Origin of the sequence: Arthrobacter sp. M4, from assembly GCF_020251205.1 — a bacterium.
Classification (GTDB): Bacteria; Actinomycetota; Actinomycetes; order Actinomycetales; family Micrococcaceae; genus Arthrobacter.
The window spans coordinates 141,141-163,270 of record NZ_JAIWYX010000004.1 but is presented as its reverse complement, the minus strand read 5'-3'; the positions used below and the strand labels follow the sequence as shown (position 1 = coordinate 163,270).

Genomic DNA, 22,130 nt, shown 5'->3' with positions numbered 1-22,130 from the left:
GCCGTGTCATCAAGCACCACCGTAGGATCCGCCGAGCGCCCGTTGCGTGTGGCCGTTGTCGGCTCCGGCCCTGCCGGCGTGTACGCCGCCGACATCCTGACCAAGAGCGAAGCCGTCAAGAGCGGTGAATTGAACGTCAGCATCGACCTCTTCGACCGCTACCCGGCGCCATACGGCCTGATCCGCTACGGCGTTGCTCCGGACCACCCCCGTATTAAGGGCATCGTGAACGCCCTGCACAAGGTGCTGGACCGCGGCGACATCCGCTTCTTCGGAAACGTTGACTACGGCACGGACCTCTCCATCGACGACCTCCGCACGCACTATGACGCCGTCATCTTCGCAACCGGCGCCATCAAGGACGCGGACCTGAACATCCCGGGCATCGAGCTGGACGGTTCCTTCGGTGGCGCTGACTTCGTATCCTGGTACGACGGCCACCCCGATGTTTCACGTGAATGGCCGCTGGAGGCCAAGGAAATCGCCGTGCTCGGCAACGGCAACGTGGCGCTGGACGTGGCCCGTGTCCTGTCCAAGCACGCCGACGACCTGCTGGTCACCGAAATCCCGGACAACGTCTACGCAGGCCTCAAGGCTTCCCCCGTCACTGACGTGCACGTCTTCGGCCGCCGCGGGCCTGCGCAGGTGAAGTTCACCCCGCTGGAGCTACGCGAGCTGTCCCACTCCAAGGACGTGGACATCATCCTCTACGCCGAGGACTTCGAGTTCGACGAAGAGTCCGACCGCCAGATCCAGACCAACAACCAGACCAAGACGATGGTGGGTACGCTCACCAACTGGATCGCTGAGCAGCCCGAGGATCTGTCAGAGCTGAAGGCTTCCCGCCGCCTGCACCTGCACTTCCTGCACAACCCGGTGGAGGTTTACGACGACGCCGAGAACCCGGGCAAGGTTTCCGGCATCAAGTTCGAGCGCACCGAACTCGACGGCACCGGAAACGTCCGCGGCACCGGCGAATTCATCGACTACCCGGTACAGGCCGTCTACCGCGCAATCGGCTACTTCGGTTCCGCCCTCCCGGACGTTGAGTTCGACCACAAGAAGGGCGTCATTACCAACGACGGCGGCCGCGTCCTGGACGCCGACGGCCAGCACGTGCCGGGCCTTTACGCCACTGGCTGGATCAAGCGCGGACCGGTTGGCCTGATCGGTCACACCAAGGGCGACGCCTTGGAGACTGTCACCTTCCTGCTGGAAGACCGCGAGAACCTACCGTTTGCTTCGGTTCCTGCGGCGGATGCCGTCGTCGAGCTCCTTGACTCGCGCGGCGTGAAGTTCACCACCTGGGAAGGCTGGCTGGCCCTGGACGCCCATGAGCTTGCCCTCGGTGCCGCCGCCTCGGAGGCTGGTACATCGCACGGAGTTGAGGTCCAGCGCGAACGCGTCAAGGTTGTACCGCGTGAGGACATGGTTTCCATTTCCCGCGACGGAGTGGCCGCGCAGGTCTAGCGCGTCCGGCCGGAACGGGTCCCTCACTTCTCACTTGGCGAGATGGCATTTAATGGCAATGTTCGACGGATTAATTGCCATTAAATGCAATCTCGCGCGATTACACAGGGCTTCTCAGCCGTTCATGGGGCCCTCGGCATGCAGCTTCCACGCGTTGGCTCCCTCCACGTGCACGGTGCAGCGGACAACAAGTGTGTTCGGCGCGGTATCGAGATCCACCAGCATTTCGCCTTTGCGGATCACGGCGAAGGATTCAGTTCCTGGCTCCACCTTGACGGCGTACCGGGCAGCCTGTTGCCTGGCATTGTTGAGGGCTTTTTCCTCCAGTGACTGCAGGTAGCCGAGTTCGTCTTCCCGGGAGAGGTCCCCGAACGCCCATCCAAACAATGTTCCAGCTGCGCTCATGCTTCGACTTTACGCGGCACCGAGCTACGGCATGCAGCATGACGGGCGGCGCGGCGCGGTCAGCGTGTTAACAGGAGCCTCACCGGGACCCGGACAGCCGTTCGCATTCTTCCCACAGACGCTTGCGGGCCCCGGGATCCGATCCCATCCCCGGCGTCGGTAGTTCCTTGCGGGCGGACCAGAGCCTTCCGGAAACCGCCGCTGTCTCGGGCGAAGTGGCCAGCCAAACCGGAGTGTCGGCGGCGTCGTCGGTGGATTTGCCGAACGTATTGGTGATCCAACGGAAGGGCCCGCCGACGTCGTTGAGGAGGGCCGTATTCTTGACCAGCCCCGGGTGCACTGCGTTGACCACCACGCCCGTCCCGCGTAATTGTTCGGCGAACTCCTGGGTGAGGAGGACACGGGCAAGCATCGTTGGGGGAGTGGATCGCATGGTGCTGTATTTGCCCGTCGCGGTTTGAAGGTCGTCGAAGTCTATTTTTGTGGTGAAAGGGCCATTCCCGTAGCGGGACGCGATATTGACCACCCGCGCGGTTCCCGCATCAGCGGCGGCGCGTTTTAAGGCGTCCAGGAGCAGCTTTGTTAGCAGGAAGTAGCCCATAACGTTGGTGGCGAATGTGAGTTCGAGTCCGTCGGCTGTCACGTGACGTGCCTTGCGAAACACACCGGCTGCGTTGACCAGCACGTCGAGCTGTTCGTGGCGGGACAGGAACTCCAGCGCTGCCGAGCGGATGGACGCCTGGGACGAGAGATCGCAGGCAAGCGGCTCGAGTTTGGCGTCCGGCACGGCTTCACTGATGTCCCGGACAGCCTCTTCGGCCCGCGCTTTGGAACGTCCAACCACTACCACCGTTGCGCCCTCACGAGCCAAGGCTTTGGCGATCGCTTTTCCAAGGCCGCCTGCCGCTCCGGTCACGAGGGCTATCCGTCCATCCATCGAGGGCATCGCTGATCGTCTCCTGGCATCCCGGGCTGCACGGTTGCGTGACCCGCCTGCACTGAACTATAAGTTCCAGGGCTTCGCTCGCAAGGGGTCCTGGAGTCTAAGTGCAGGAATTGAGGTTCCGCGTCACGGATGCAACCGCGGCTTCTGCCTCCCGCGTTTCGATGGCGTCCACAAGCTCCTCATGCCCTGCAGCGGGAATGCCCTCAAATCCGCTCCGATGCCGCTGCTGGAGCAGGTCTTCGTGGAAGACTCCGCTGAAGGAGCGGTAAAGCTCATGGAGCAACGGATTGCCCGAAGCGCGGGCGACCAGTTCGTGAAAGTCCCAATCGGCCAGCGCCCACGTCTCGTAATCACCCGTACGCCAGGCATCAACACGCTGGCCAAGGAGTCGCCTCATCTCGGCGATGCTTTCGGCGTCCGCGTTGGCCGAGGCGAGCCGCGCGGCCTGGGTGTCGAGGGCAAGCCTGACCTGCAGGAGATGCTCGGACGTGTATTGCGTGAACGCCTTGCGGGCCGTCCCGGAGAGTTCGCTGACAGCGCGCACATAGGTCCCGTCACCTCTGCGCACCTCCAGCATGCCGCTATGGGCCAGGGCCTTGATGGCTTCACGAAGGGTGCCGCGGGAGACACCCAATGTGGCCATGAGTTCGGGTTCGGCAGGGATTCGTTCCTGAAGCGCCCATTCCCCGGACCTGATCATGTCACGGAGTTTGGCTGTGACCTCATCGGCGAGGACGGGACGGGAGGAAGGTGCCAGGGTCACTTTGTGCTCCTTGATGTAGCGGCGGAACGGGTGCCGATGGTGGTTCGGGGAGCGGGCGCGATGCCGGCAACCACGTGCCCAACAACCACTTGGACCAGCGCAACCGCCAGCAGCAACCCTAGTGGGAGGATCCAGTGGCCTGTGGCACTGTGAAGCAGCCCCATGCCGAACGGTCCCGCCGTCGCCAGCAGGTAACCCACCGATTGGGCGAGCGTTGAGAGGGCGGTGGTTTCCGCCGTCGAGCTTCCGCTGCGGCTGATCATCACCATGATGAGCGGGAAGATGCCCAAGCCAAAACCGATAAAGACGCCGGACACGGCGGCCAACCCGATGGGCAGTACCAGCAGGGCGGCAAGACCGACAACCATGGTGAGCGTTGCAAGGTAGAAGGCCAGGCGCAGCCGGGACTGCCTGGAGCCGATGGCGATCAGGATACTTCCGGCAGGGACGGATACCAGTTGCATCAGGCCAAATTGGAGGCCGCTGTCCGAGGCGCTGAGTCCTTGGTCGGTGAGGATGTAGGCGAACCAGCTCATCACCGCATAAGCCAAAAGCGCCTGCAGGGTGAAGGCGGCCGTCAGCAGTGCTCCCTTCCGTGTCCGCAGCAGCGGCCAGGGCGACACGTGCTGAGCGGTCCCGGACTTCGACTGCCGGCCGCGCCGCAGCAGCGGCAGGAAAGCCACCATGCCGACGACGGCAAAGAGTCCCAGCGAAGCGATACCGAGCGACGGCGAACCGAGCTGCTGCGCCAGGGGTACCATCGCGACGGAGGACGCCGTGGCCCCGGTAGTCATGCTGAATGTGTACAGGGCCGTCATCAGCGAGGTCTTGTCCGGGAAGTGTTGCCGAATGAGGGCTGGAAGCGCAACGTTGCATACGGCCAGCCCGGACATTCCGATCACTGTGCCAATAACCAGCATGCCCGTGGACGGGACGCCGCGGATCAACAAACCGCCCGCGAGCAGCGCCAAGGACAGCATGATGGCCTTCTCGACGCCGATTCGCCGGGTCAGCCAGGCCGTGGCGGAACCCGCGACGGCGAAGCAGATCGTCGGAATAGACGGCAGGAACGATGCCACAACGGGTCCGTAGCCGAGCACAGCCTGCAGATCGTGGAATAGCGTGGACGCCCCGGCGATGCCTGCGCGGAGATTGAGGCCGATCAGGACAATCGCAAGGATCCCCATAACGACGGCGGAACGAGCCTGGGTCGCGGAAGTGGCCGTCGGTGCCGCGGCTGAAAGCCCGACGGCGGTGCCCGCCGTACTGGGGGAGGCGGCCGGGGTGGCGCTCGCAGACTTGGGGACGGCAAACTTGGCGGCAGGCTGGGGAGATGCGTGTGTTCCGGAGTGTGCCGTCGTCGAAGTTGCCATGTCTTAAAGGTTAGACGTTAGACGTTTGATGTTTCCAGCTTTGTGATGAACTTCTCCTTCCAGGCTGCAAGCTCGCGAGTTTGCATTTAATGGCAATAATCCGCACCGACATCGTCCTTAAATGCCATCTCGCGCAAGGGGAGGGGCGCATAGAAGCGGTCGGCCTAGCGGGGGTGGCGGGAGCCCAGTCGCTGGACGGCCAGGGCAAGCCACAGTTGCACGCGGTCCGGAGTTTGCGAAGGATCGTAGCCCGTGAGTTCGGTGATCTGGGCCAGCCTGTAGCGGACCGTATTGCGGTGCAACGTCAGGGCATCGGCCACCGCCGCCACCGAACCATTGTTATTCAAGTAGCTTTCCAAGGTGGCCACCAGTTCGGAGCCGTGCGCGGCGTCGAATTTTCGCAGCGGCGTGAGCGCTTCACTGGCCATATCTGCAAGGGGAACATCCTCGCTGGCCAGCAGCAGGGACGTCAGGCTCAGCCGCTCAGGCTCGTTGACCGGCAGCCCGTGCGCGGCGGCGTCCCGGGCCTCGAAGTAGCTCCAGCGGAGGCCGTTGGGCTTGGTGTACGCGCCACCGATTCCGATGACGGCGTGGATACCGGCCTCCAACAAGTGTTCGCTGAAGTCTTTCGCCAAGGCGGAGGCCGAACTGCCGTCGTCGTTGACTACAGTAATGAGGTCCTTCCCGACGACGGCGGACACCGCCCCGTCCAGCGACTGCGGCAGGGACGTCGCGGCCAATTGCTTGTGATGGGCGGTGGACTCAGCCAAAAGCACAACGTTCTTCCGAGTGCTGTTGACACCCACGCCAGCCAAGCGGCGCTGCGCCTCGGTGGTTTCAAGGGCGCCGTGGATGACGTCTTCAAGAACCTGGCCGGCAAGGGCGCGCTGGGCATGGCGTTGCTTCACCATGTTGTTGAGCTCCACGCTGATGAGGTTTTGTGCGTAGCTGATGATGCCTGTATCGCCGAATGGATGCCGGACCCACAGCGTGCAGGCGTCCCGCCTGCCGGTGGGGATAGGGTAGGAAGCCCAATCGGAGGCGGTTGGCGCCGGGTTTCCGCGAACACTGTTGTACAACTGGGCGGAAAACTGGGTCAACACGATATCCGTCCGCAGCATGCTGCCAAGTTGCCTGAGAAGTTCATCGAGTCCGCCGCCCGTCAGGAGGGCTCGGGCCAGGATCTGGTGACCGGCCAGGAGTCGCTCCAGCTTGGAGTAATGGTCAGCTGACTGGGAATCGGCCACCAGCTTGCCAATGGCGATGAACGGTGTTTCGTACGGCACTTCAACGATGGGCAGGCCCCAGCGGTTGGCTTCGGCGAGCAACGCTTGTGGGACGGCCTCGTGCGTCAGGCCGGTGCCGAAACCGATTCCGACGGCGCCGGCACGCTTTACCTGCCGGGCGAAACGCCGCTGGTCGGCGGCGCTTTTGAGGCGAAGGCCCGTGGTAAGGACCAGCTCACCGCCGTTGAGGAAACGTTGCGGGTCTTCCAGTTCCGTGACTGCCACCCAGTTGATGTCCTCGTGCCAGGTTGTGTCGGCCTGCCCTGCTTTCCTCAGCCGGAGGGACTGGACATCGACGAGGGAGGCGAGGGACATGGCCATGGAATTCAGGATATCGCGGCGCTGGTCAACCGCACTAAAGCAGCCCGTCCTCGGTGTGCAGCTGACTATTCCCTGAGTGTGACGCCTGGCATAGGCTCGGATCAGCCATAGCGCAGGGATTTCAGACACATGAAAGTGGGTTGTACACCGTGGTTCAGACCTTGCAGAACTTCATCAACGGCGAATTTGTTACGCCGACGGGCACGACGCTGCTGGACATCGTCAACCCCGTCAACGGCGAAGTCGTCGCCAAGTCTCCGGTGTCCGCCGAAGCCGACGTCGACGCCGCCATGGAGGCCGCCCGGGATGCGTTTAAGGAGTGGAAGCACACCACTCCAGGCCAGCGCCAGCTGATGCTCCTGAAGCTCGCCGACGCCATCGAGGCCAACAGCGACGAGCTGGTGGAAGCCCAGCACCGCAACACCGGCCAGGTCCGCTCGCTCATCGCCTCCGAGGAAGTTGCCGCGGGCGCCGACCAGCTGCGCTTCTTCGCCGGAGCCGCCCGCATCATGGAGGGCAAGTCAGCCGGTGAATACTTCGCCGGCCACACCTCTTACGTCCGCCGCGAACCGATCGGCGTGGTGGCCCAGGTCGCCCCGTGGAACTACCCGTTCCTGATGGCCATCTGGAAGATCGGCCCCGCGCTCGCAGCCGGAAACACCGTGGTCCTCAAGCCCTCGGACACCACCCCCGAGTCCACGCTTGTGCTGGCAAAGCTGTCCAAGGACATCCTGCCCGCCGGCGTCCTCAACGTCGTTCTCGGCACCGGCGAGACCGGTGCGCTGATGGTCGACCACAAGATTCCGGGCCTGGTGTCCATCACGGGTTCGGTGCGTGCCGGCGTTGCTGTTGCCAGCGGCGCCGCAAAGGGCCTCAAGCGCGCCCATCTGGAACTCGGCGGCAAGGCTCCGGCCATTGTCTTCAAGGACGCGGACATCAAGAAGAGCGCCTCCGCCATCGCAGAATTTGCGTTCTTCAACGCCGGACAGGACTGCACGGCGATCACCCGTGTGCTGGTTGAGGACTCTGTGCACGACGATGTGGTGGCGGCCCTCGTGGAACACACCAAGACCCTGCACACCGGCTCGCAGAACGACGAAGACAACTATTACGGCCCGCTGAACAACGTCAACCACTTCAACGCCGTGACGTCCGTCGTGGACCACCTCCCGGCCCACTGCAGGATCGAGACCGGCGGCCACCGGGCAGGGGAAAAGGGCTTCTTCTTCGAGCCGACCATCATCACCGGCGCCCGGCAGGACGATGACGTGGTCCAGAAGGAGACCTTCGGTCCCGTCATCACCGTCCAGAAGTTCTCCTCCGAGAACGAGGCCGTGGAACTGGCCAATGGGGTGGAATACGCCCTCGCGTCCAGTGTCTGGACCACGGACCACGGTACGGCCATGCGCATGAGCCGCGACCTGGACTTCGGTGCAGTTTGGATCAACACACACATTCTGCTCACGGCCGAAATGCCGCACGGCGGATTCAAGCAGTCCGGTTACGGCAAGGACCTCTCCATGTACGGCGTGGAGGACTACACCCGTATCAAGCACGTGATGTCGGCGCTTGACGCCTGATACCGCCGCCTGACACCCGCACGCCAAGCAACGAACTCATCAGCAAGAAAGACCGTCAAATGACAGCAACCGCACACGAAATCAGCCACCGCCTGGAGCAGAAGCGCGACGTCAGCGCCGGCTTCCCGGGCCCCAAGTCCCAGGACCTTGCCAACCGGCGTGCCGCCGTCGTGGCTGCCGGCGTCGCCTCGGGCGTCCCGGTCTATGTTGAAGACGCCGACGGCGGCATCATCCGCGACGTCGACGGCAACTCGTTCATCGACCTCGGGTCCGGCATCGCGGTCACCAGCGTTGGCGCCTCCGATCCCGCTGTCGTTGCCGCCGTCAAGGACGCCGTCGAACACTTCACCCACACCTGCTTTATGGTGACGCCGTACGAGGGCTATGTCGCCGTCGCCGAGCAGCTCAACCGCCTCACGCCGGGTGACCACGCCAAGCGCACGGTGCTGTTCAACTCCGGCGCGGAGGCAGTTGAGAACGCTGTCAAGGTGGCCCGCCTTGCCACGGGCCGGGACGCCGTCGTCGCTTTTGACCATGCTTACCACGGCCGGACCAACCTGACCATGGCGCTGACAGCCAAAGCCATGCCGTACAAGACCAATTTCGGCCCGTTCGCGCCCGAGGTCTACCGCATGCCCATGAGCTACCCGTTCCGCGAGGAGAACCCGGAGATCACGGGGGCTGAGGCTGCCAAGCGTGCCATCACCATGATCGAGAAGCAGATCGGCGGCGACCAGGTTGCTGCGATCATCATCGAACCCATCCAGGGTGAGGGTGGCTTCATCGTCCCGGCTGAAGGCTTCCTGCCGGCGCTGTCCGCGTGGGCCAAGGAGAAGGGCATCGTCTTCATCGCGGACGAGGTCCAGTCCGGATTCTGCCGCACTGGCGAATGGTTCGCCGTGAACCACGAGGGCGTAGTGCCGGACATCATCACCATGGCCAAAGGCATTGCGGGCGGCATGCCGCTTTCCGCTATCACCGGCCGCGCGGACCTGCTCGACGCCGTTCACCCGGGCGGCTTGGGCGGCACCTACGGCGGCAACCCGGTTGCGTGTGCAGCGGCGCTTGCGGCGATCAACACCATGGAGGAGCACGACCTCAACGGCCGTGCACGCCGCATTGAGGAGATCGCCCTGGGCAAGCTCCGCCAGCTCCAGGCCGAGACCGATGTTGTGGGTGATGTCCGCGGACGCGGTGCCATGCTGGCCATCGAACTGGTCCAGCCCGGTAGCAAGGAACCCAACGCGGAGCTGACGAAGGCCGTTGCCGCGGCCTGCCTGAAGGAAGGCGTCATCATCCTCACCTGCGGCACGTATGGAAACGTCATCCGCCTGCTGCCGCCGCTGGTCATCGGCGACGAACTGCTGGTTGACGGCCTGGAAGTCCTCGCTGCCGCCATCAAGGCGAACGCATAAGGCCGAAGCCTACAAGTACATACCTCCCGCAAAGGGGCGCAGCTTCATCGCTGCGCCCCTTTCCGTTCCTCCCCGCGAGATGGCACTTAATACCAATAAATCTCAAGAACATTGGCATTTTCTGCCATCTCGCGCGGGGGAGAAGGGGTACCGCAATGCTGACATTGACTATGATCCGGCCCACATTCTAAAATGTTTTACATGCGAACTTTGGTTCGCGATACGAACAAAAACTTAGAAGGGCCAGCTCAATGACGAAGCTCCCAGCGATCTCCGATCCGGACATCACCACCGTTGCAGAACAGGAACGTCGGCTGCGCCGTGCCAAGAAGGCCGCATTGGCTGCATTCCTCGGCGGTGCGCTTGAGTACTACGACTTCTTCGTCTATGCGACGGCAGCGTCGCTCATTTTCTCGAAGATCTTCTTCCCGTCCGGCGACGCCACGATCTCGCTGATTGCCTCCTTCGCGACCTTCGGCGTCGCATATGTTGCCCGGCCGTTCGGTGCCATTGTATTTGGGCACCTTGGCGACCGGATCGGCCGTAAGAACACCCTCGTCATGACGCTGGTCCTGATGGGTGCGGCCACATTCCTCATCGGCGTGCTCCCGGACTTCAACGCCGTTGGCTACCTCGCCCCGATCCTGCTGGTGGTGCTGCGCCTGATGCAGGGCCTGTCTGCAGGCGCTGAAACGGCAGGCGCCTCCGCGCTGACCATGGAGGAGTCTCCGATTGGACGTCGCGGCTTCTTCCCGTCCTTTGCCATGAGCGGCATCTCCGCAGGCATCGTCCTGGCCTCGCTGGTGTTCCTTCCCGTTGCTTCCATGAGCGACGCCGACAGGCTCTCCTGGGGTTGGCGCATCCCGTTCTGGTCCTCGCTGCTGGTGCTGGTTGTGGCCTACCTGGTCCGGCGGTCCCTTGAGGAGCCCGAGGTCTTCGAGGAGAAGGCCCAGCATAAGGACCTCGTGAAGCTGCCCTTTATGGACATGCTCAAGACCCACCCCGCGCAGTTCATCCAGGTCGCCCTGATGTCCTTTGAGACGGTCACCAATACCTTCATGCAGTCCTTCGGTCTGGCTTACGCAGTGTCCGTGGGCATCCCCGCCCAGACCATGCTCTGGGTGAGCATCCTGGGCAACGTCATCGCCATCGCCTCCCAGCCGTTCTTCGCGTTCCTCTCTGACAAGTTCGGCCGCAAGCCGGTATTCATCGCCGGTGTGAGTGGCTCCACGGCGCTCATCTTCGTGTACTTCTGGGCCATCTCCACCGCGAACATCCCGTTGGTGTTCGTCGTCAGCACCCTCATCACCGCAGGCACGTACTCGATGTCCAACGCCATCTACCCGGCCTGGTTCGCGGAACTGTTCAATGTGCGCGTCCGCTACTCCGGCATGGCGATCGGCCTGCAGATCGGTATCCTCTGTGCCGGCTTCACCCCGCTGCTCGGTACGGCACTTGTAGGTGGCGTTGCAGCCAACTGGGGTCCGGCAGCGTGGATTGTGGCAGGTTCAACTGTGCTGGCAGTAATCGGTGCCGTCTGGGCCCGCGAAACGCACAAAACGCCCATCCACGAACTGGGCAACCCGGTCCACGGTTCCAAGTAGTCCCGGCAATGGCGGCTTGGTGCACCCAAGCCGCCTCCCGCCGTCGGACGCTGCTTGTTTCGTCCCTACCCCGCTGCTGCCCAACAGCAGAACAGCGGGGCAGGGACGTTTCTTGTTGTTCAGGCTAACGGCAGATTCCATCAGGCCCGACGGCGGCGGGTCGCCTTAGTCCGTCAGGCCGAGCGGGTCAGGCGGCGCGGGTTCCTGCCCGCAGCGCAGCGCGTCGGGTACGGGAGTTCTTCCGGGCCGCGGCTAGCATGTCCACGGTGAGCACCGCCAGGGCAAGCCACACGATTCCGAAGCCGATCCAGCGGTCCAGCGGCATGATCTCGTGCATGACGGTCACAGCCACGACGAACTGGAGAACCGGTGCAAAGTACTGCAGGAGCCCGATGGTGGTAAGCGGCAACCGTCGGGCGGAGGCACCAAAGAACAACAGTGGCACAGCAGTGATGATGCCGGACGCTGCCATGAGCCAGAAGTGTCCCGGGCCCTGGGTTGCCAGCGTAGCGGCGCCGCTGACGGCCAGCAGGACCATGACGGCACCGGCGAACGGGGCCAGCACGATGGTTTCTACTGTGAGGCTTGTGACGGCGTCGGCCTTGGGCCCCACCCGCTTCTTGACGAAGCCGTACAGGCCAAAGCTGATGGCGAGTGTCAGCGCTATCCAAGGCAGCTTTCCGTAGGACACCGTCAACACGCCCACGGCGGCCACACCGATTCCGACGGCGGCCCACTGCAACGGGCGCAGTGATTCCTTGAGGACAAACACCCCCAAGAGGACCGAGACCAGTGGGTTGATGAAGTAGCCGAGGGCGGCCTCAACGGCTTGGCCGGTGGTGACGGCGTAGGTGTAGGTGAGCCAGTTGACGGCGATCAGGGCAGCCGCGATCGCCAAACTGACGAAGACCGAGCGGCTCCGCAAGGCGTTCCACAGCGTTGTCCAAGCACGCGTGATTGTGATGAGCAGGGCGCAGAACACCAGGGAGAATACCACCCGGTTTGCCACGATTTCCACCGCGCCCGCTGGCTGCAGGGACAGGAAGTACAAGGGCAACAGGCCCCACAGTCCATAAGCCCCGATGCCAAAGAGGATCCCTGCGGTGGTGTCGCTCGCCTTTCGGCTTGTTGGCTGCGTGCCCCCATAACTGTCGGCTACCGGATTGGTGCCTCCTGCCGTGCCCCTGCTTCCGGCTGCGTCGGCCGCTTGGACATCGTTTGCTGAGACAGAGCTATCAGGAGTGGGCACAACGTCAACAACACCATTCACGCTGCGTGTATTCCGGGATTGCCACGGCAAAGCGGGTGTGAGGCTCGCCATGATGCGGCCTCACGCGCCGCGTGCGAACTAGAATTGGAAACTGCGCGCCCTGTCCCGACGGGCGGATCCCAGTTCCAGAAGGGCTCATGGTGTCCAACTCAGCTGAATCAACCTCCCAGCGTCCGCTTCGTGTTGCCATTGTTGGCGCCGGCCCCGCGGGTGTCTACGCCGCCGATATCCTCACGAAATCCAGTGAGGTCAAAGACGGTGACCTGGAGGTCAGCATCGACCTTTTCGAGGCGTACCCGGCACCCTACGGGCTCATTCGATATGGCGTGGCTCCGGACCATCCGCGGATCAAGGGAATCGTGAATGCCCTTCACAAGGTCCTGGACCGCGGTGACATCCGCTTCCTGGGCAATGTGACGTATGGCCGGGACCTGACGCTGCACGATTTCCGGCACTTCTACGACGCGGTGATCTTCTCCACGGGTGCCATCAAGGATGCGGACCTGGACATTCCCGGCATCGAGCTGCAGGGCTCCTTCGGCGGGGCAGATTTTGTGTCCTGGTACGACGGGCACCCGGACGTTCCGCGCGAATGGCCGCTGGAAGCCAAGGAAATCGCCGTGATCGGCAACGGCAATGTGGCTCTGGACGTGGCGCGTATGCTGTCCAAGCACGCCGATGAACTCCTGGTCACCGAGATTCCGGACAATGTGTACCAGGGCCTGAAGAGTTCGCCCGTCACTGACGTCCACGTGTTCGGACGCCGCGGACCGGCCCAGATCAAGTTCACCCCGCTGGAACTGCGCGAACTGTCCCACTCCAAGGATGTGGACATTGTGCTTTATCCGGAGGACTTCGAGTTCGACGAGGCCTCCGACGAAGCAATTCGCAGCAACAACCAAATCAAGACCATGGTCAACACCCTGACCAACTGGCTGGTGGAGGAACCTGCCGAGTCGGACCAGCCCTCATCGCGACGGCTGCACTTGCATTTCCTGCACAACCCCGTGGAAATCCTGACGGACGGCACCGCCGGTGAAGGACACGTAACCGGCATCAAGTTCGAACGTATGCAGTTGGACGGCACCGGAAACGTCAAGGGCACTGGCGAATACCTTGAGTACCCGGTTCAGGCCGTCTATCGAGCCATCGGGTACCACGGCTCGCCGCTGGATGAGTTGGAGTATGACGCCCGCCGCGGCGTTATCCCGAACGACGGCGGCCGCGTCCTGGACGCGCACGGCAACCCGGTGCCGGGTATCTACACCACAGGGTGGATCAAACGCGGACCCGTCGGCCTGATTGGCCACACTAAGGGCGACGCGCTGGAGACTGTCGGCTTCCTTCTCGAGGACCGCCTTGGCCTTCCGCCTGCCCAAAACCCGGACCCACAGGCGATCATCGACCTGCTGGAGGAGCGCGGAATCAAGTACACCACGTGGGAAGGCTGGAACAAGCTGGACGCCCACGAGGCCGAACTCGGAGCTGCCTGGACCAGGGAACACACGGATTCCGGCATCGTCCGTGAGCGGGTCAAGGTGGTTCCCCGCGAGGAAATGATCGACATCTCCCGCGCCTAACCCTGGCCGTCCACGTAGTAGTTGCAGCAGGGCGGGGCTATGCTTGTTCGCACATACCCACCTTGAGCAGGACACGCGCGCGCCACCCGGGAGTCCCTATGAGGAATCCGTTCAACGCCGCAGCCCCCGGCGATGACGCCGCACGGCTGCTGCAGCGCCGTGCCGTCGCCGGCCATAAGGCCCTCGACGCCGGTTCGGCAGCACTCGCTGGAATGGAAGCTACCGCTGGACTTACCAGCGCCGGCCTCCGCGGCGTGATCTACGAATCCTGGCAGCGTTCCTTGCAGCTCAAATCAAATCCGGACCAGCCCGAGGCGCCGCTGGTCATGGACCGCGAGGAACTCGAGGATTACCGGCGGACCCACCCACTCGCCACCGTAATGCCAGTCATTCAAAAGCTTCTGGTCCAGCCCAGCCACGACAGCGGGCTGTTGGTAGCGGTCGGCGATGAACTCGGCAGGCTCCTGTGGGTGGAGGGTGACCCCACTATGCAACGCCGGGCCGAAGGCATGATGTTCGTTGCCGGCACCGACTGGTCTGAGGCCGGGGTCGGCACCAGCGCCCCCGGCACTGCGCTCGCCCTGGGCCGCGGGATCCAGATCTCGGGCGCCGAGCATTACAAACGCTCGGTCCATCCCTGGAGCTGCACCGCAGTTCCCTTCCACGACCCCGACTCAGGCGCGCTCCTCGGCGTCGTCGATATCACGGGCACGGAGACCGCCGTCGCTCCCCATACCCTCTCACTCGTGGAGGCGACCGTCGCGGCCGCCCAGGCGCAGTTGCGCATTGAGCGGCTGCAGCTTGCCGCCAGCCACCATGAAGGCGCCCGACGCCGGACCGGCAGCTCTGCGGCATCGCGCGCCGCGGGCAACGGCCCCAGCCTCTACCGCAACAGCCTGCAAATACTCGGACGGGACCAGGCCTTGCTGAGCCTGGGTCGCAAAACCGTTCCCCTCTCCGCCCGGCACAGCGAGATCCTCGCCTTGCTGAGCACCCGACGCGACGGCCTCAGCGCAGAGGAACTGTGTACGCTGCTGTATCCGGGAGAAGGATCGGCAGTAACGTTGCGCGCGGAGATGGTGCGGCTGCGGAAGGTCTTGGCCGAGCTCGATCCTGCCGCCATTCCTGAGTCGCGCCCTTACCGCCTGCCGGTCGACCTCCTGCCCGACGCACTCAACGTCCTGAACTGCCTCCAGCGCGGCGCCCACCGGATCGCGCTGGAGATCTACAAGGGCGCGGTGCTGCCAAGGTCCGAGGCTCCTGGCATCGTCGAACTCCGCGAGCGGGTCTCGCAGCTGCTGCGGGAGGCCGTCCTGACGGACGGCAGCGCCGAGTCCCTGCTCAAGTACGCCGCCCTACCTGAAGCAAGGGACGACGTCGATGTGCGGCTCGCCGCACTCCGCCTCCTGCCGCCGCGCTCACCCAAGAGGGCCGCCGTCGTCGCCGAACTCGAGCGGCTGGAAGCGGAACTGTCAGCCTGAGCGGGCCTGACGCCGTCGTATTTCAACCCCGCGCCCGCATAGGGTGATCTGCCTCACACAGTTGCAACCTGGTTGCAACGTCCACGCTCCTAGGCTCACAAGTGCAACGCAGCGACAGGCGCAAGCCGCAGCAGGCATAGAGCACAGCAAAGGAGCTAGCAATGACTGTCTACGCACAGCCGGGAACCGACGGCTCGAAGGTCACGTTCAAGGACCGCTACGAGAACTGGATCGGCGGCGAATGGGTGGCCCCAGTCAAGGGGCAATACTTTGAAAACGTCACGCCCGTCACGGGCAAGGCCTTCTGCGAGGTGGCTCGTGGCACAGCAGAGGACGTTGAACTCGCCCTGGACGCGGCCCATAAAGCCGCTCCTTCGTGGGGCCGGACCTCCGCCGCAGAACGCGCCGCCATTTTGAACCGGATCGCGGACCGGATGGAGGAGAATATTGAGCTGCTGGCTGTCGCGGAAACCTGGGACAACGGCAAGCCCATCCGCGAGACCCTGAACGCTGACATCCCCTTGGCCGTGGACCACTTCCGCTACTTCGCCTCCGCTGTTCGCGCCCAGGAGGGCAGCCTCACGCAGCTCGACGACGACACCGCCGCTTACCATTTCCACGAGCCGCTCGGTGTGGTTGGCCAGATCATCCCGTGGAACTTCCCGATCCTCATGGCAGTCTGGAAGCTGGCTCCGGCACTGGCGGCGGGGAACGCCGTGGTCCTCAAACCCGCTGAGCAGACGCCGACGTCGATTCTGGTGCTCCTTGAGCTGGTTGCGGACCTGCTGCCGGCAGGCGTCGTGAATGTAGTCAACGGCTTTGGTGTGGAGGCCGGAAAGCCGCTCGCGTCCAGCCCACGTATCCGAAAGATCGCCTTCACTGGGGAAACCACCACCGGTCGGCTGATCAGCCAGTATGCGGCCAACAACCTCATTCCTGTCACCTTGGAACTCGGTGGCAAGAGCCCGAACATCTTCTTCTCCGACGTCGCCGAGAGGAACGACGCGTTCTATGACAAGGCACTGGAAGGCTTTACGTTGTTTGCCTTCAACCAAGGCGAAGTTTGTACGTGCCCCTCGCGGGCGCTGGTCCAGGACAGCATCTACGACTCGTTCATGGCCGATGCCCTGGCCCGCACGCAGAAAATCATCCAGGGGAACCCGCTGGACACCCAAACGCAGGTGGGCGCGCAGGCCTCCAACGACCAGCTCGAGAAGATCCTCTCCTACATCGACATCGGAAAGCAGGAAGGTGCCAAGGCCCTCACGGGCGGGTCCCGCGCTGAGCTGCCTGGCGACCTGGCGGGCGGCTACTACGTCCAGCCGACCATTTTCGAAGGCCACAACCGGATGCGCATCTTCCAGGAAGAGATCTTCGGCCCGGTGGTCTCTGTCACTCGCTTCAGCGACTACGACGACGCCATCGGCATCGCCAACGACACGCTCTACGGCCTGGGTGCCGGAGTCTGGTCCCGCAACAGAAACGTCGCCTACCGGGCCGGCCGGGAGATCCAGGCTGGCCGCGTTTGGGTCAACAACTACCACGCCTATCCGGCTGGCGCCGCTTTCGGCGGCTACAAGTCCTCAGGCATCGGACGCGAAAACCACGCCATGATGCTGGACCACTACCAGCAGACCAAGAACCTCCTGGTCAGCTACTCGGAAAACAAACTCGGCTTCTTCTAAAGATTTGTGTACAGATCACGCCCCTCAGAAGCGTTTTCAGGGGACCGATCTGTACACGAAATCGCAAGGCCGGATCGCAGGAAAGTCTTTTGAAAGTCCCTCAAAGGAGAACGTCAATGTCGACGATGCAAGCAGCAGTAGTAACGGAATTTGGACAGGAATTGCAGATTAAGGAAGTTGAACGGCCTACGCCGGGGCCGGGTGAGGCACTCGTCCGGCTCATTAGCTCAGGAGTCTGCCACACAGATCTCCATGCCGCCGAAGGCGACTGGCCGGTCAAGCCGGCCCCGCCTTTCGTTCCGGGACACGAAGGCGTGGGGGAAGTTGTGGAAATCGGCGACGGCGTCACGGACCTGGCCGTCGGCGACCTGGTGGGCAACGCCTGGCTATGGTCTGCATGCGGTGAATGCCAGTATTGCCGCACCGGCTGGGAAACCCTGTGCGAGGCCCAGAAAAACGGCGGCTATACCGTGGACGGCTCGTTTGGCGAGTACATGCTGGTGAACACGCGGTTCGCCGCCCGTATCCCGGCGGGTTCGGATCCAGTGGAAGTTGCTCCCGTTCTTTGCGCGGGGGTTACCGTCTACAAAGGCCTCAAAATGACGGAGGCGAAGCCTGGCCAATGGGTCACGATTTCCGGCATCGGGGGCCTGGGGCACATCGCCGTCCAATATGCCGTGGCGATGGGCATGCGGGTGGCCGCTGTGGACATCGCCGACGATAAACTCGCACTTGCCCGCCAGCACGGTGCTGAACTCACGGTCAACGCGCTGCACGAAGACCCCGCGGATGTCATCCAAAGAAAAACCGGCGGATCCCATGGCGTGTTGGTGACGGCGGTGCATCCTTCAGCCTTTGGGCAGGCCATTGGCATGGCACGCCGCGGCGGAACCATCGTGTTCAACGGACTGCCGCCGGGAGACTTTCCCGCGCCAATCTTCGACATCGTGCTCAAGGGCCTCACCGTCCGGGGCTCGATTGTTGGCACACGGCAGGATTTGGAAGAAGCCCTCGACTTCTATGCACAGGGAAAGATCCACCCGACAGTCTCCACTCGTGAATTGTCGGAGGTCAACGAGGTCTTCGATGAAATGAAGCACGCGAAAATCGATGGCCGCGTGGTGCTGAGGTTCTGAGAGCTACGTTCGGCTCTGAGATGGTGGCCAAAGTGGCGTCATAAAAACGCCTCCACACGCTCTCAATCAATGGGGGGACAGTAACGCCGACCCCCACCACGCTGGGAGGGTGGAGGGTTCCAGGTCTGAGGTTGCCCGGTCCCTGGGTTGCAGCCGATGGTTGGAATACCTGACCGGCAGCGGGAGGCTCCTGCGAAAGCAGGGGCCTCCTGTGCTGTGCCCCGGAACCCACGTTGCGGGGGATGTCGCTGTCGATACCCGCATGGATGCGTCGCCTGCATTCGCAGGCCTAGGATGTACTGGACATTGTCTCTTCTGGGGGGAGAGTTCCAAAGATGCCCAGCGATGCTGTGCCTGCTGAGGAGTGGCCGGATTCCAGCGACGCACAGTTGATCGCGAGGGTACGAACCGGTGACACCGCGGCGTACGGCGGCCTGTTTCGCCGCCACCGATCTGCCGCGGTGGGTTTCGCGCGCCGTTATGCCAATAATGCTTCCGATGCCGAGGACCTGGCCGCGGAGGCGTTCGCCAATGTCCTGTCGGTGCTGCGGTCCGGATCGGGACCGGATGTGTTCTTTCGTGCCTATCTCTTCGCTACCATCGTCCGCCTGGCCGGTCGGCTCAAAGCCAGCCACTTAAGCCAAAGCCTCGGCCGCGACGTGCAAGAGCCCCTCGCGGCCGAGGACGATCCAGTCCTTGCCGCCTTTGAGTCCAAGGCGGTCAGCCAGGCGTTCAAATCCCTTCCTGAACGGTGGCAGGCAGTCCTCTGGTACACCGAAATCGACCGGATGAAGCCTTCAGCCATCGCTCCGATGCTCGGCCTCAGCGCCAATGCAGTGTCAGCCCTGGCTGTCCGGGCCCGCGAAGGCCTCCGCCAGGCCTATCTTCAGCAGCACATCTCGACTGTCAGGGACGGCTCAGGCTGTGCAGGCTTCATTGGGATGCTGGGCGCCTATGCTCGTGGTGGACTTGGTGTACGTGCACGGACCAAGCTGGAGGCACACCTGGCGGAATGCAGCAAATGCACTGCCATCTACGCGCAATTGCTGGACATCGGTTCCGGTATGAGGACCGCCGCCGTCGCACTTATTGCTGCAGCCGCGGCCGCGCTGGCCACTGGGTTGACCACCGGAGGGCTCAACACAGGCGGAGGTGCAGTTGCCGCCATGCAGGCCAGTGGTTGGTTCGCGGCATTGAGCAGCCTAATCCAGGGTCTGGGGTCGTGGAAGCGTGGAATTCGAACGGCGGTTAGTGTCTTTTTGAGTGCCGTGGCCGTGGTGGCAGCTGCGCATGGGGCTGGAGCAACAGAAATCATAAGCACCCTTGCGTCGATCCTTCCCCACGTCCAATCCAGCGCTGTGCCTGTGTCGCCTTCGCCGGCGGAAACACCACCAGCAATGGGGACAAAGACCTCGGATCCGACGTCGGCGCCATCAGGTGAGGGAACGCGGCCGGACTGGAAACGTGAGTCCGTTTATGGCGCTCCCGTGGAAAACAGGCATGAGCCTGCTCCGGGCTCGACGCCGAGGGGTGGTGCCGGTCCGGACCAGGCCGCTTCTTTCGGCGCCGAGACCGATGGAACTGTGCCCAGCGGCGCGGTGGCGAACGGCACCACGGGTCCGCTTCGCGGCTCAACGCGGAGTGGCCGTCAGGAAACGGAGGCCAGCCCGGGAACCGGCGACGAGGATGCAGACAGGCCGGGCGCGGGCAAGGGGGAAGCCAACACGCAGCGTTCGGCCAAGCAGGAAAGCAGCGCGCCGGGCTCGGCAAAGGAGCGGGCGGACAATCCGGGGGAGCCAGCTAATCAGAAGGCGGCAAAGGAGGAAGCCAGCAAGCCGGGCGAACCTGCCAAACCCAGGGGAGGGAAAGAGGGAACCAGTACACCGCGTGAGCCATCCAACCCCAAGGCTGGGAAGGAAGGGTCAGGCAAGCCTGGAGTACAGGTCAAAGCGAACGTGGCAAAGGGGTGCACTGCCACCGTGAGCCTCGCCTGTCGTAGCAGTTGACGAAGCGAATTCGGCATACTAGGCCCGCCGGACAGCAAAATCCTGGAAAAGGCATATGTCCCACCTTTCGCAGATGCTCCCGAGGCCAAATGCCGAATCTCAATATGTGGGACAAATATGGCGGTCCAAGGATTGGACACTACTCTTGATAGGTCCGTTTCTAACACCCCTCAAGATTGTGGACCTCTTATGAACCTTTTCCGGACTAAATCAATCGAGCAGTCAATCGCAGACGCCGATGAACCCGGACGCAAGCTCAAGCGCTCCCTAAGCACCTGGGACCTGATGATCATGGGCGTCGCCGTTGCTGTCGGCGCCGGTATCTTCTCGGTGGGCGCCAAAGCCGCGGCTAACTTCGCAGGCCCCGCCGTCACCCTGTCCTTTGCGGTTGCCGCCGTCACATGCGCGCTGGCAATCATGTGCTACGCCGAATTCGCTACCGCCATCCCGGTGGCCGGATCGGCCTATGTTTTCACGTACGCGACCATGGGCGAGATTCTGGCCTGGATCATCGGCTGGAACCTCGTCCTGGAACTCTTTACCGCGGCCGCCGTGATTGCCAAATATTGGGGCATCTACCTCAGTAAGGTATTCGGCCTTATGGGCGTCGAACTCCCGCCGGCAATAGGCGTTGGCGGCATCGACCTTTACTGGGGCGCCTTCCTGATCGTGGCAGTGTTCACCGTGCTGCTCGTACTCGGCACCAAGCTCTCTGCCCGTGTCGGCAACATCTTCACCCTGGTCAAGATCGGTGTGGTGCTGTTCGTGATCGTGGTGGGCTTCACCTATGTCAAGTTCTCCAATTACACGCCGTTTGTGCCCGAATCCGTTCCCACCCAGAACGCCGGCACCAGCGACATCATGAAGCAGTCGTTCTTCGGCTACCTCACGGGCGCTGTTCCTGGCCATTACGGAACGCTGGGTATCTTTGCCGGCGCGGCCTTGGTGTTCTTTGCGTTCATCGGTTTCGACGTGGTGGCCACGTCTGCCGAAGAGGTCAAGAACCCACAGAAAACGCTGCCCCGCGGCATCTTCGGTGGTCTGGCAGTGGTGACCCTCCTCTACATCCTGGTTTCCCTGGCCCTGACCGGGATGGTGTCCTACACCCAGTTGGCTCAAGCCGAGAGCCCCACCCTGACCACGGCTTTCGAGGCCGTGGGCAACACCGACGCGGCCAAGGTCATTGCGTTCGGATCGCTTGTGGGCCTCACCACCGTGATCATGGTTCTACTCATGGGCCTGGCCCGGGTGGTGCTGGCGATGAGCCGCGATGGACTGTTGCCCCGGGTCCTGTCCAAAACCAGCGCCAAGCGTTCCACGCCCGCACGCCTTCAGATCATCTGCGGCGCCGCCGTAGCCATGGTTGCAGGCCTCACCAAAGTGGACGTTCTTGAGGAAATGATCAACATCGGAACACTTTCCGCTTTTGTTGTAGTGAGCCTGGGCATCCTGGTCCTGCGCCGCAAGCGTCCGGACCTGAAGCCAGCCTTCAGGGTTCCGTTTGGGAAGGTGCTGCCAATCGTGTCTGCGGTACTCTGCCTCTACCTCATGACCAACTTGGCTGTCGAGACGTGGATCTACTTCGCCATCTGGCTAGTCATTGGCTTCGCCATCTACTTCGCGTACGGTCAGCGGCACTCGCGTCTCAACGAGAAGTTCGCGGAGGCCAAAGCTTCTGTGGATACGGCCGAAGAATCAGACTTCTCGAAGGTCTGAAGCTCCTTCCACGGACGTTAGTCCCTTCGGTTTCCTGAAACCCCCTCAGCCCGTGAACTGCTTCCGGCCTAGGGGGTTTCAGCTATCCAGGGG

The 22,130-nt window shown here is 63.1% G+C and carries 16 protein-coding genes; 10 read left to right on the top strand and 6 right to left on the bottom strand.

Annotation, left to right across the window (positions count from 1 at the left end; translation table 11 throughout):
- The first annotated feature begins 3 nt into the window (after positions 1 to 3).
- The gene (locus tag LD110_RS09240) at positions 4 to 1,470 is read left to right on the top strand and encodes an FAD-dependent oxidoreductase (RefSeq protein WP_225498507.1); all 1,467 of its coding nucleotides are present in this window, start codon (positions 4 to 6) and stop codon (positions 1,468 to 1,470) included.
- Between the two features lie 114 nt (positions 1,471 to 1,584).
- Here LD110_RS09240 and LD110_RS09235 read toward each other — a convergent pair whose 3' ends face one another.
- The 5 genes from LD110_RS09235 to LD110_RS09215 form a co-directional block, all read right to left on the bottom strand.
- Positions 1,585 to 1,875 carry a hypothetical protein gene (locus tag LD110_RS09235; protein ID WP_225498506.1) on the bottom strand — a complete coding sequence of 97 codons (291 nt, stop codon included), beginning with the start codon at positions 1,873 to 1,875 and terminating at the stop codon, positions 1,585 to 1,587.
- Between the two features lie 79 nt (positions 1,876 to 1,954).
- A complete protein-coding gene (locus tag LD110_RS09230) occupies positions 1,955 to 2,821 on the bottom strand; it encodes an SDR family NAD(P)-dependent oxidoreductase (protein WP_225498505.1) in 867 nt (288 codons plus the stop codon).
- A 97-nt stretch (positions 2,822 to 2,918) separates the two neighbouring features.
- The gene (locus tag LD110_RS09225) at positions 2,919 to 3,584 is read right to left on the bottom strand and encodes a FadR/GntR family transcriptional regulator (RefSeq protein ID WP_225498504.1); all 666 of its coding nucleotides are present in this window, start codon (positions 3,582 to 3,584) and stop codon (positions 2,919 to 2,921) included.
- A complete protein-coding gene (locus tag LD110_RS09220; RefSeq protein ID WP_374200321.1) occupies positions 3,581 to 4,957 on the bottom strand; it encodes an MFS transporter in 1,377 nt (458 codons plus the stop codon). The genes LD110_RS09225 and LD110_RS09220 overlap by 4 nt, the downstream gene beginning before the upstream one ends.
- Positions 4,958 to 5,121: 164 nt before the next feature.
- A complete protein-coding gene (locus LD110_RS09215; RefSeq protein ID WP_225498503.1) occupies positions 5,122 to 6,564 on the bottom strand; it encodes a PucR family transcriptional regulator in 1,443 nt (480 codons plus the stop codon).
- Positions 6,565 to 6,713: 149 nt separating this feature from the next.
- Between LD110_RS09215 and LD110_RS09210 the strand changes: the two genes are divergently transcribed.
- From LD110_RS09210 to LD110_RS09200, 3 genes are all read left to right on the top strand, one after another.
- The gene (locus LD110_RS09210; RefSeq protein WP_225498502.1) at positions 6,714 to 8,144 is read left to right on the top strand and encodes a gamma-aminobutyraldehyde dehydrogenase; all 1,431 of its coding nucleotides are present in this window, start codon (positions 6,714 to 6,716) and stop codon (positions 8,142 to 8,144) included.
- Between the two features lie 59 nt (positions 8,145 to 8,203).
- Positions 8,204 to 9,559: a 4-aminobutyrate--2-oxoglutarate transaminase gene (gene gabT / locus LD110_RS09205; protein WP_225498501.1), complete on the top strand. Its 1,356-nt coding sequence runs from the start codon at positions 8,204 to 8,206 to the stop codon at positions 9,557 to 9,559.
- 251 nt (positions 9,560 to 9,810) lie between these two features.
- Entirely contained in the window at positions 9,811 to 11,163 is a 1,353-nt protein-coding gene (locus LD110_RS09200; RefSeq protein WP_225498500.1) for an MFS transporter, read from the top strand.
- A 187-nt stretch (positions 11,164 to 11,350) separates the two neighbouring features.
- Here the strand turns inward: LD110_RS09200 and rarD are convergent, their stop codons facing one another.
- On the bottom strand, positions 11,351 to 12,484 hold the full coding sequence (rarD, locus tag LD110_RS09195) for an EamA family transporter RarD (protein ID WP_225498499.1): 1,134 nt from the start codon (positions 12,482 to 12,484) through the stop codon (positions 11,351 to 11,353).
- An 86-nt stretch (positions 12,485 to 12,570) separates the two neighbouring features.
- Here rarD and LD110_RS09190 point away from each other — a divergent pair, with 86 nt between their 5' ends.
- From LD110_RS09190 to LD110_RS09165, 6 genes are all read left to right on the top strand, one after another.
- Entirely contained in the window at positions 12,571 to 14,013 is a 1,443-nt protein-coding gene (locus tag LD110_RS09190) for an FAD-dependent oxidoreductase (protein ID WP_263855070.1), read from the top strand.
- Between the two features lie 98 nt (positions 14,014 to 14,111).
- The gene (locus tag LD110_RS09185) at positions 14,112 to 15,494 is read left to right on the top strand and encodes a GAF domain-containing protein (RefSeq protein WP_225498498.1); all 1,383 of its coding nucleotides are present in this window, start codon (positions 14,112 to 14,114) and stop codon (positions 15,492 to 15,494) included.
- Between the two features lie 161 nt (positions 15,495 to 15,655).
- Positions 15,656 to 17,179: an aldehyde dehydrogenase family protein gene (locus LD110_RS09180; RefSeq protein ID WP_225498497.1), complete on the top strand. Its 1,524-nt coding sequence runs from the start codon at positions 15,656 to 15,658 to the stop codon at positions 17,177 to 17,179.
- Between the two features lie 125 nt (positions 17,180 to 17,304).
- The gene (gene adhP / locus LD110_RS09175) at positions 17,305 to 18,315 is read left to right on the top strand and encodes an alcohol dehydrogenase AdhP (RefSeq protein WP_225498669.1); all 1,011 of its coding nucleotides are present in this window, start codon (positions 17,305 to 17,307) and stop codon (positions 18,313 to 18,315) included.
- A 335-nt stretch (positions 18,316 to 18,650) separates the two neighbouring features.
- Positions 18,651 to 20,321: a sigma-70 family RNA polymerase sigma factor gene (locus LD110_RS09170; protein ID WP_225498496.1), complete on the top strand. Its 1,671-nt coding sequence runs from the start codon at positions 18,651 to 18,653 to the stop codon at positions 20,319 to 20,321.
- Between the two features lie 189 nt (positions 20,322 to 20,510).
- Positions 20,511 to 22,037, top strand: coding sequence for an amino acid permease (locus tag LD110_RS09165; RefSeq protein ID WP_225498495.1), 1,527 nt, complete (start codon positions 20,511 to 20,513; stop codon positions 22,035 to 22,037).
- The last annotated feature ends 93 nt before the right edge of the window (positions 22,038 to 22,130 follow it).

Excerpts from the sequence above, each read along its gene's own strand:
- adhP (WP_225498669.1), top strand. The coding sequence starts at position 17,305 with ATGCAAGCAGCAGTAGTAACGGAATTTGGACAGGAATTGCAGATTAAG.
- LD110_RS09220 (WP_374200321.1), bottom strand. The coding sequence starts at position 4,957 with ATGGCAACTTCGACGACGGCACACTCCGGAACACACGCATCTCCCCAG.
- LD110_RS09235 (WP_225498506.1), bottom strand. The coding sequence starts at position 1,875 with ATGAGCGCAGCTGGAACATTGTTTGGATGGGCGTTCGGGGACCTCTCC.
- LD110_RS09170 (WP_225498496.1), top strand. The coding sequence starts at position 18,651 with ATGCCCAGCGATGCTGTGCCTGCTGAGGAGTGGCCGGATTCCAGCGAC.
- gabT (WP_225498501.1), top strand. The coding sequence starts at position 8,204 with ATGACAGCAACCGCACACGAAATCAGCCACCGCCTGGAGCAGAAGCGC.
- LD110_RS09180 (WP_225498497.1), top strand. The coding sequence starts at position 15,656 with ATGACTGTCTACGCACAGCCGGGAACCGACGGCTCGAAGGTCACGTTC.
- rarD (WP_225498499.1), bottom strand. The coding sequence starts at position 12,484 with ATGGCGAGCCTCACACCCGCTTTGCCGTGGCAATCCCGGAATACACGC.
- LD110_RS09200 (WP_225498500.1), top strand. The coding sequence starts at position 9,811 with ATGACGAAGCTCCCAGCGATCTCCGATCCGGACATCACCACCGTTGCA.
- LD110_RS09165 (WP_225498495.1), top strand. The coding sequence starts at position 20,511 with ATGAACCTTTTCCGGACTAAATCAATCGAGCAGTCAATCGCAGACGCC.
- LD110_RS09185 (WP_225498498.1), top strand. The coding sequence starts at position 14,112 with ATGAGGAATCCGTTCAACGCCGCAGCCCCCGGCGATGACGCCGCACGG.
- LD110_RS09190 (WP_263855070.1), top strand. The coding sequence starts at position 12,571 with ATGGTGTCCAACTCAGCTGAATCAACCTCCCAGCGTCCGCTTCGTGTT.
- LD110_RS09215 (WP_225498503.1), bottom strand. The coding sequence starts at position 6,564 with ATGGCCATGTCCCTCGCCTCCCTCGTCGATGTCCAGTCCCTCCGGCTG.
- LD110_RS09230 (WP_225498505.1), bottom strand. The coding sequence starts at position 2,821 with ATGCCCTCGATGGATGGACGGATAGCCCTCGTGACCGGAGCGGCAGGC.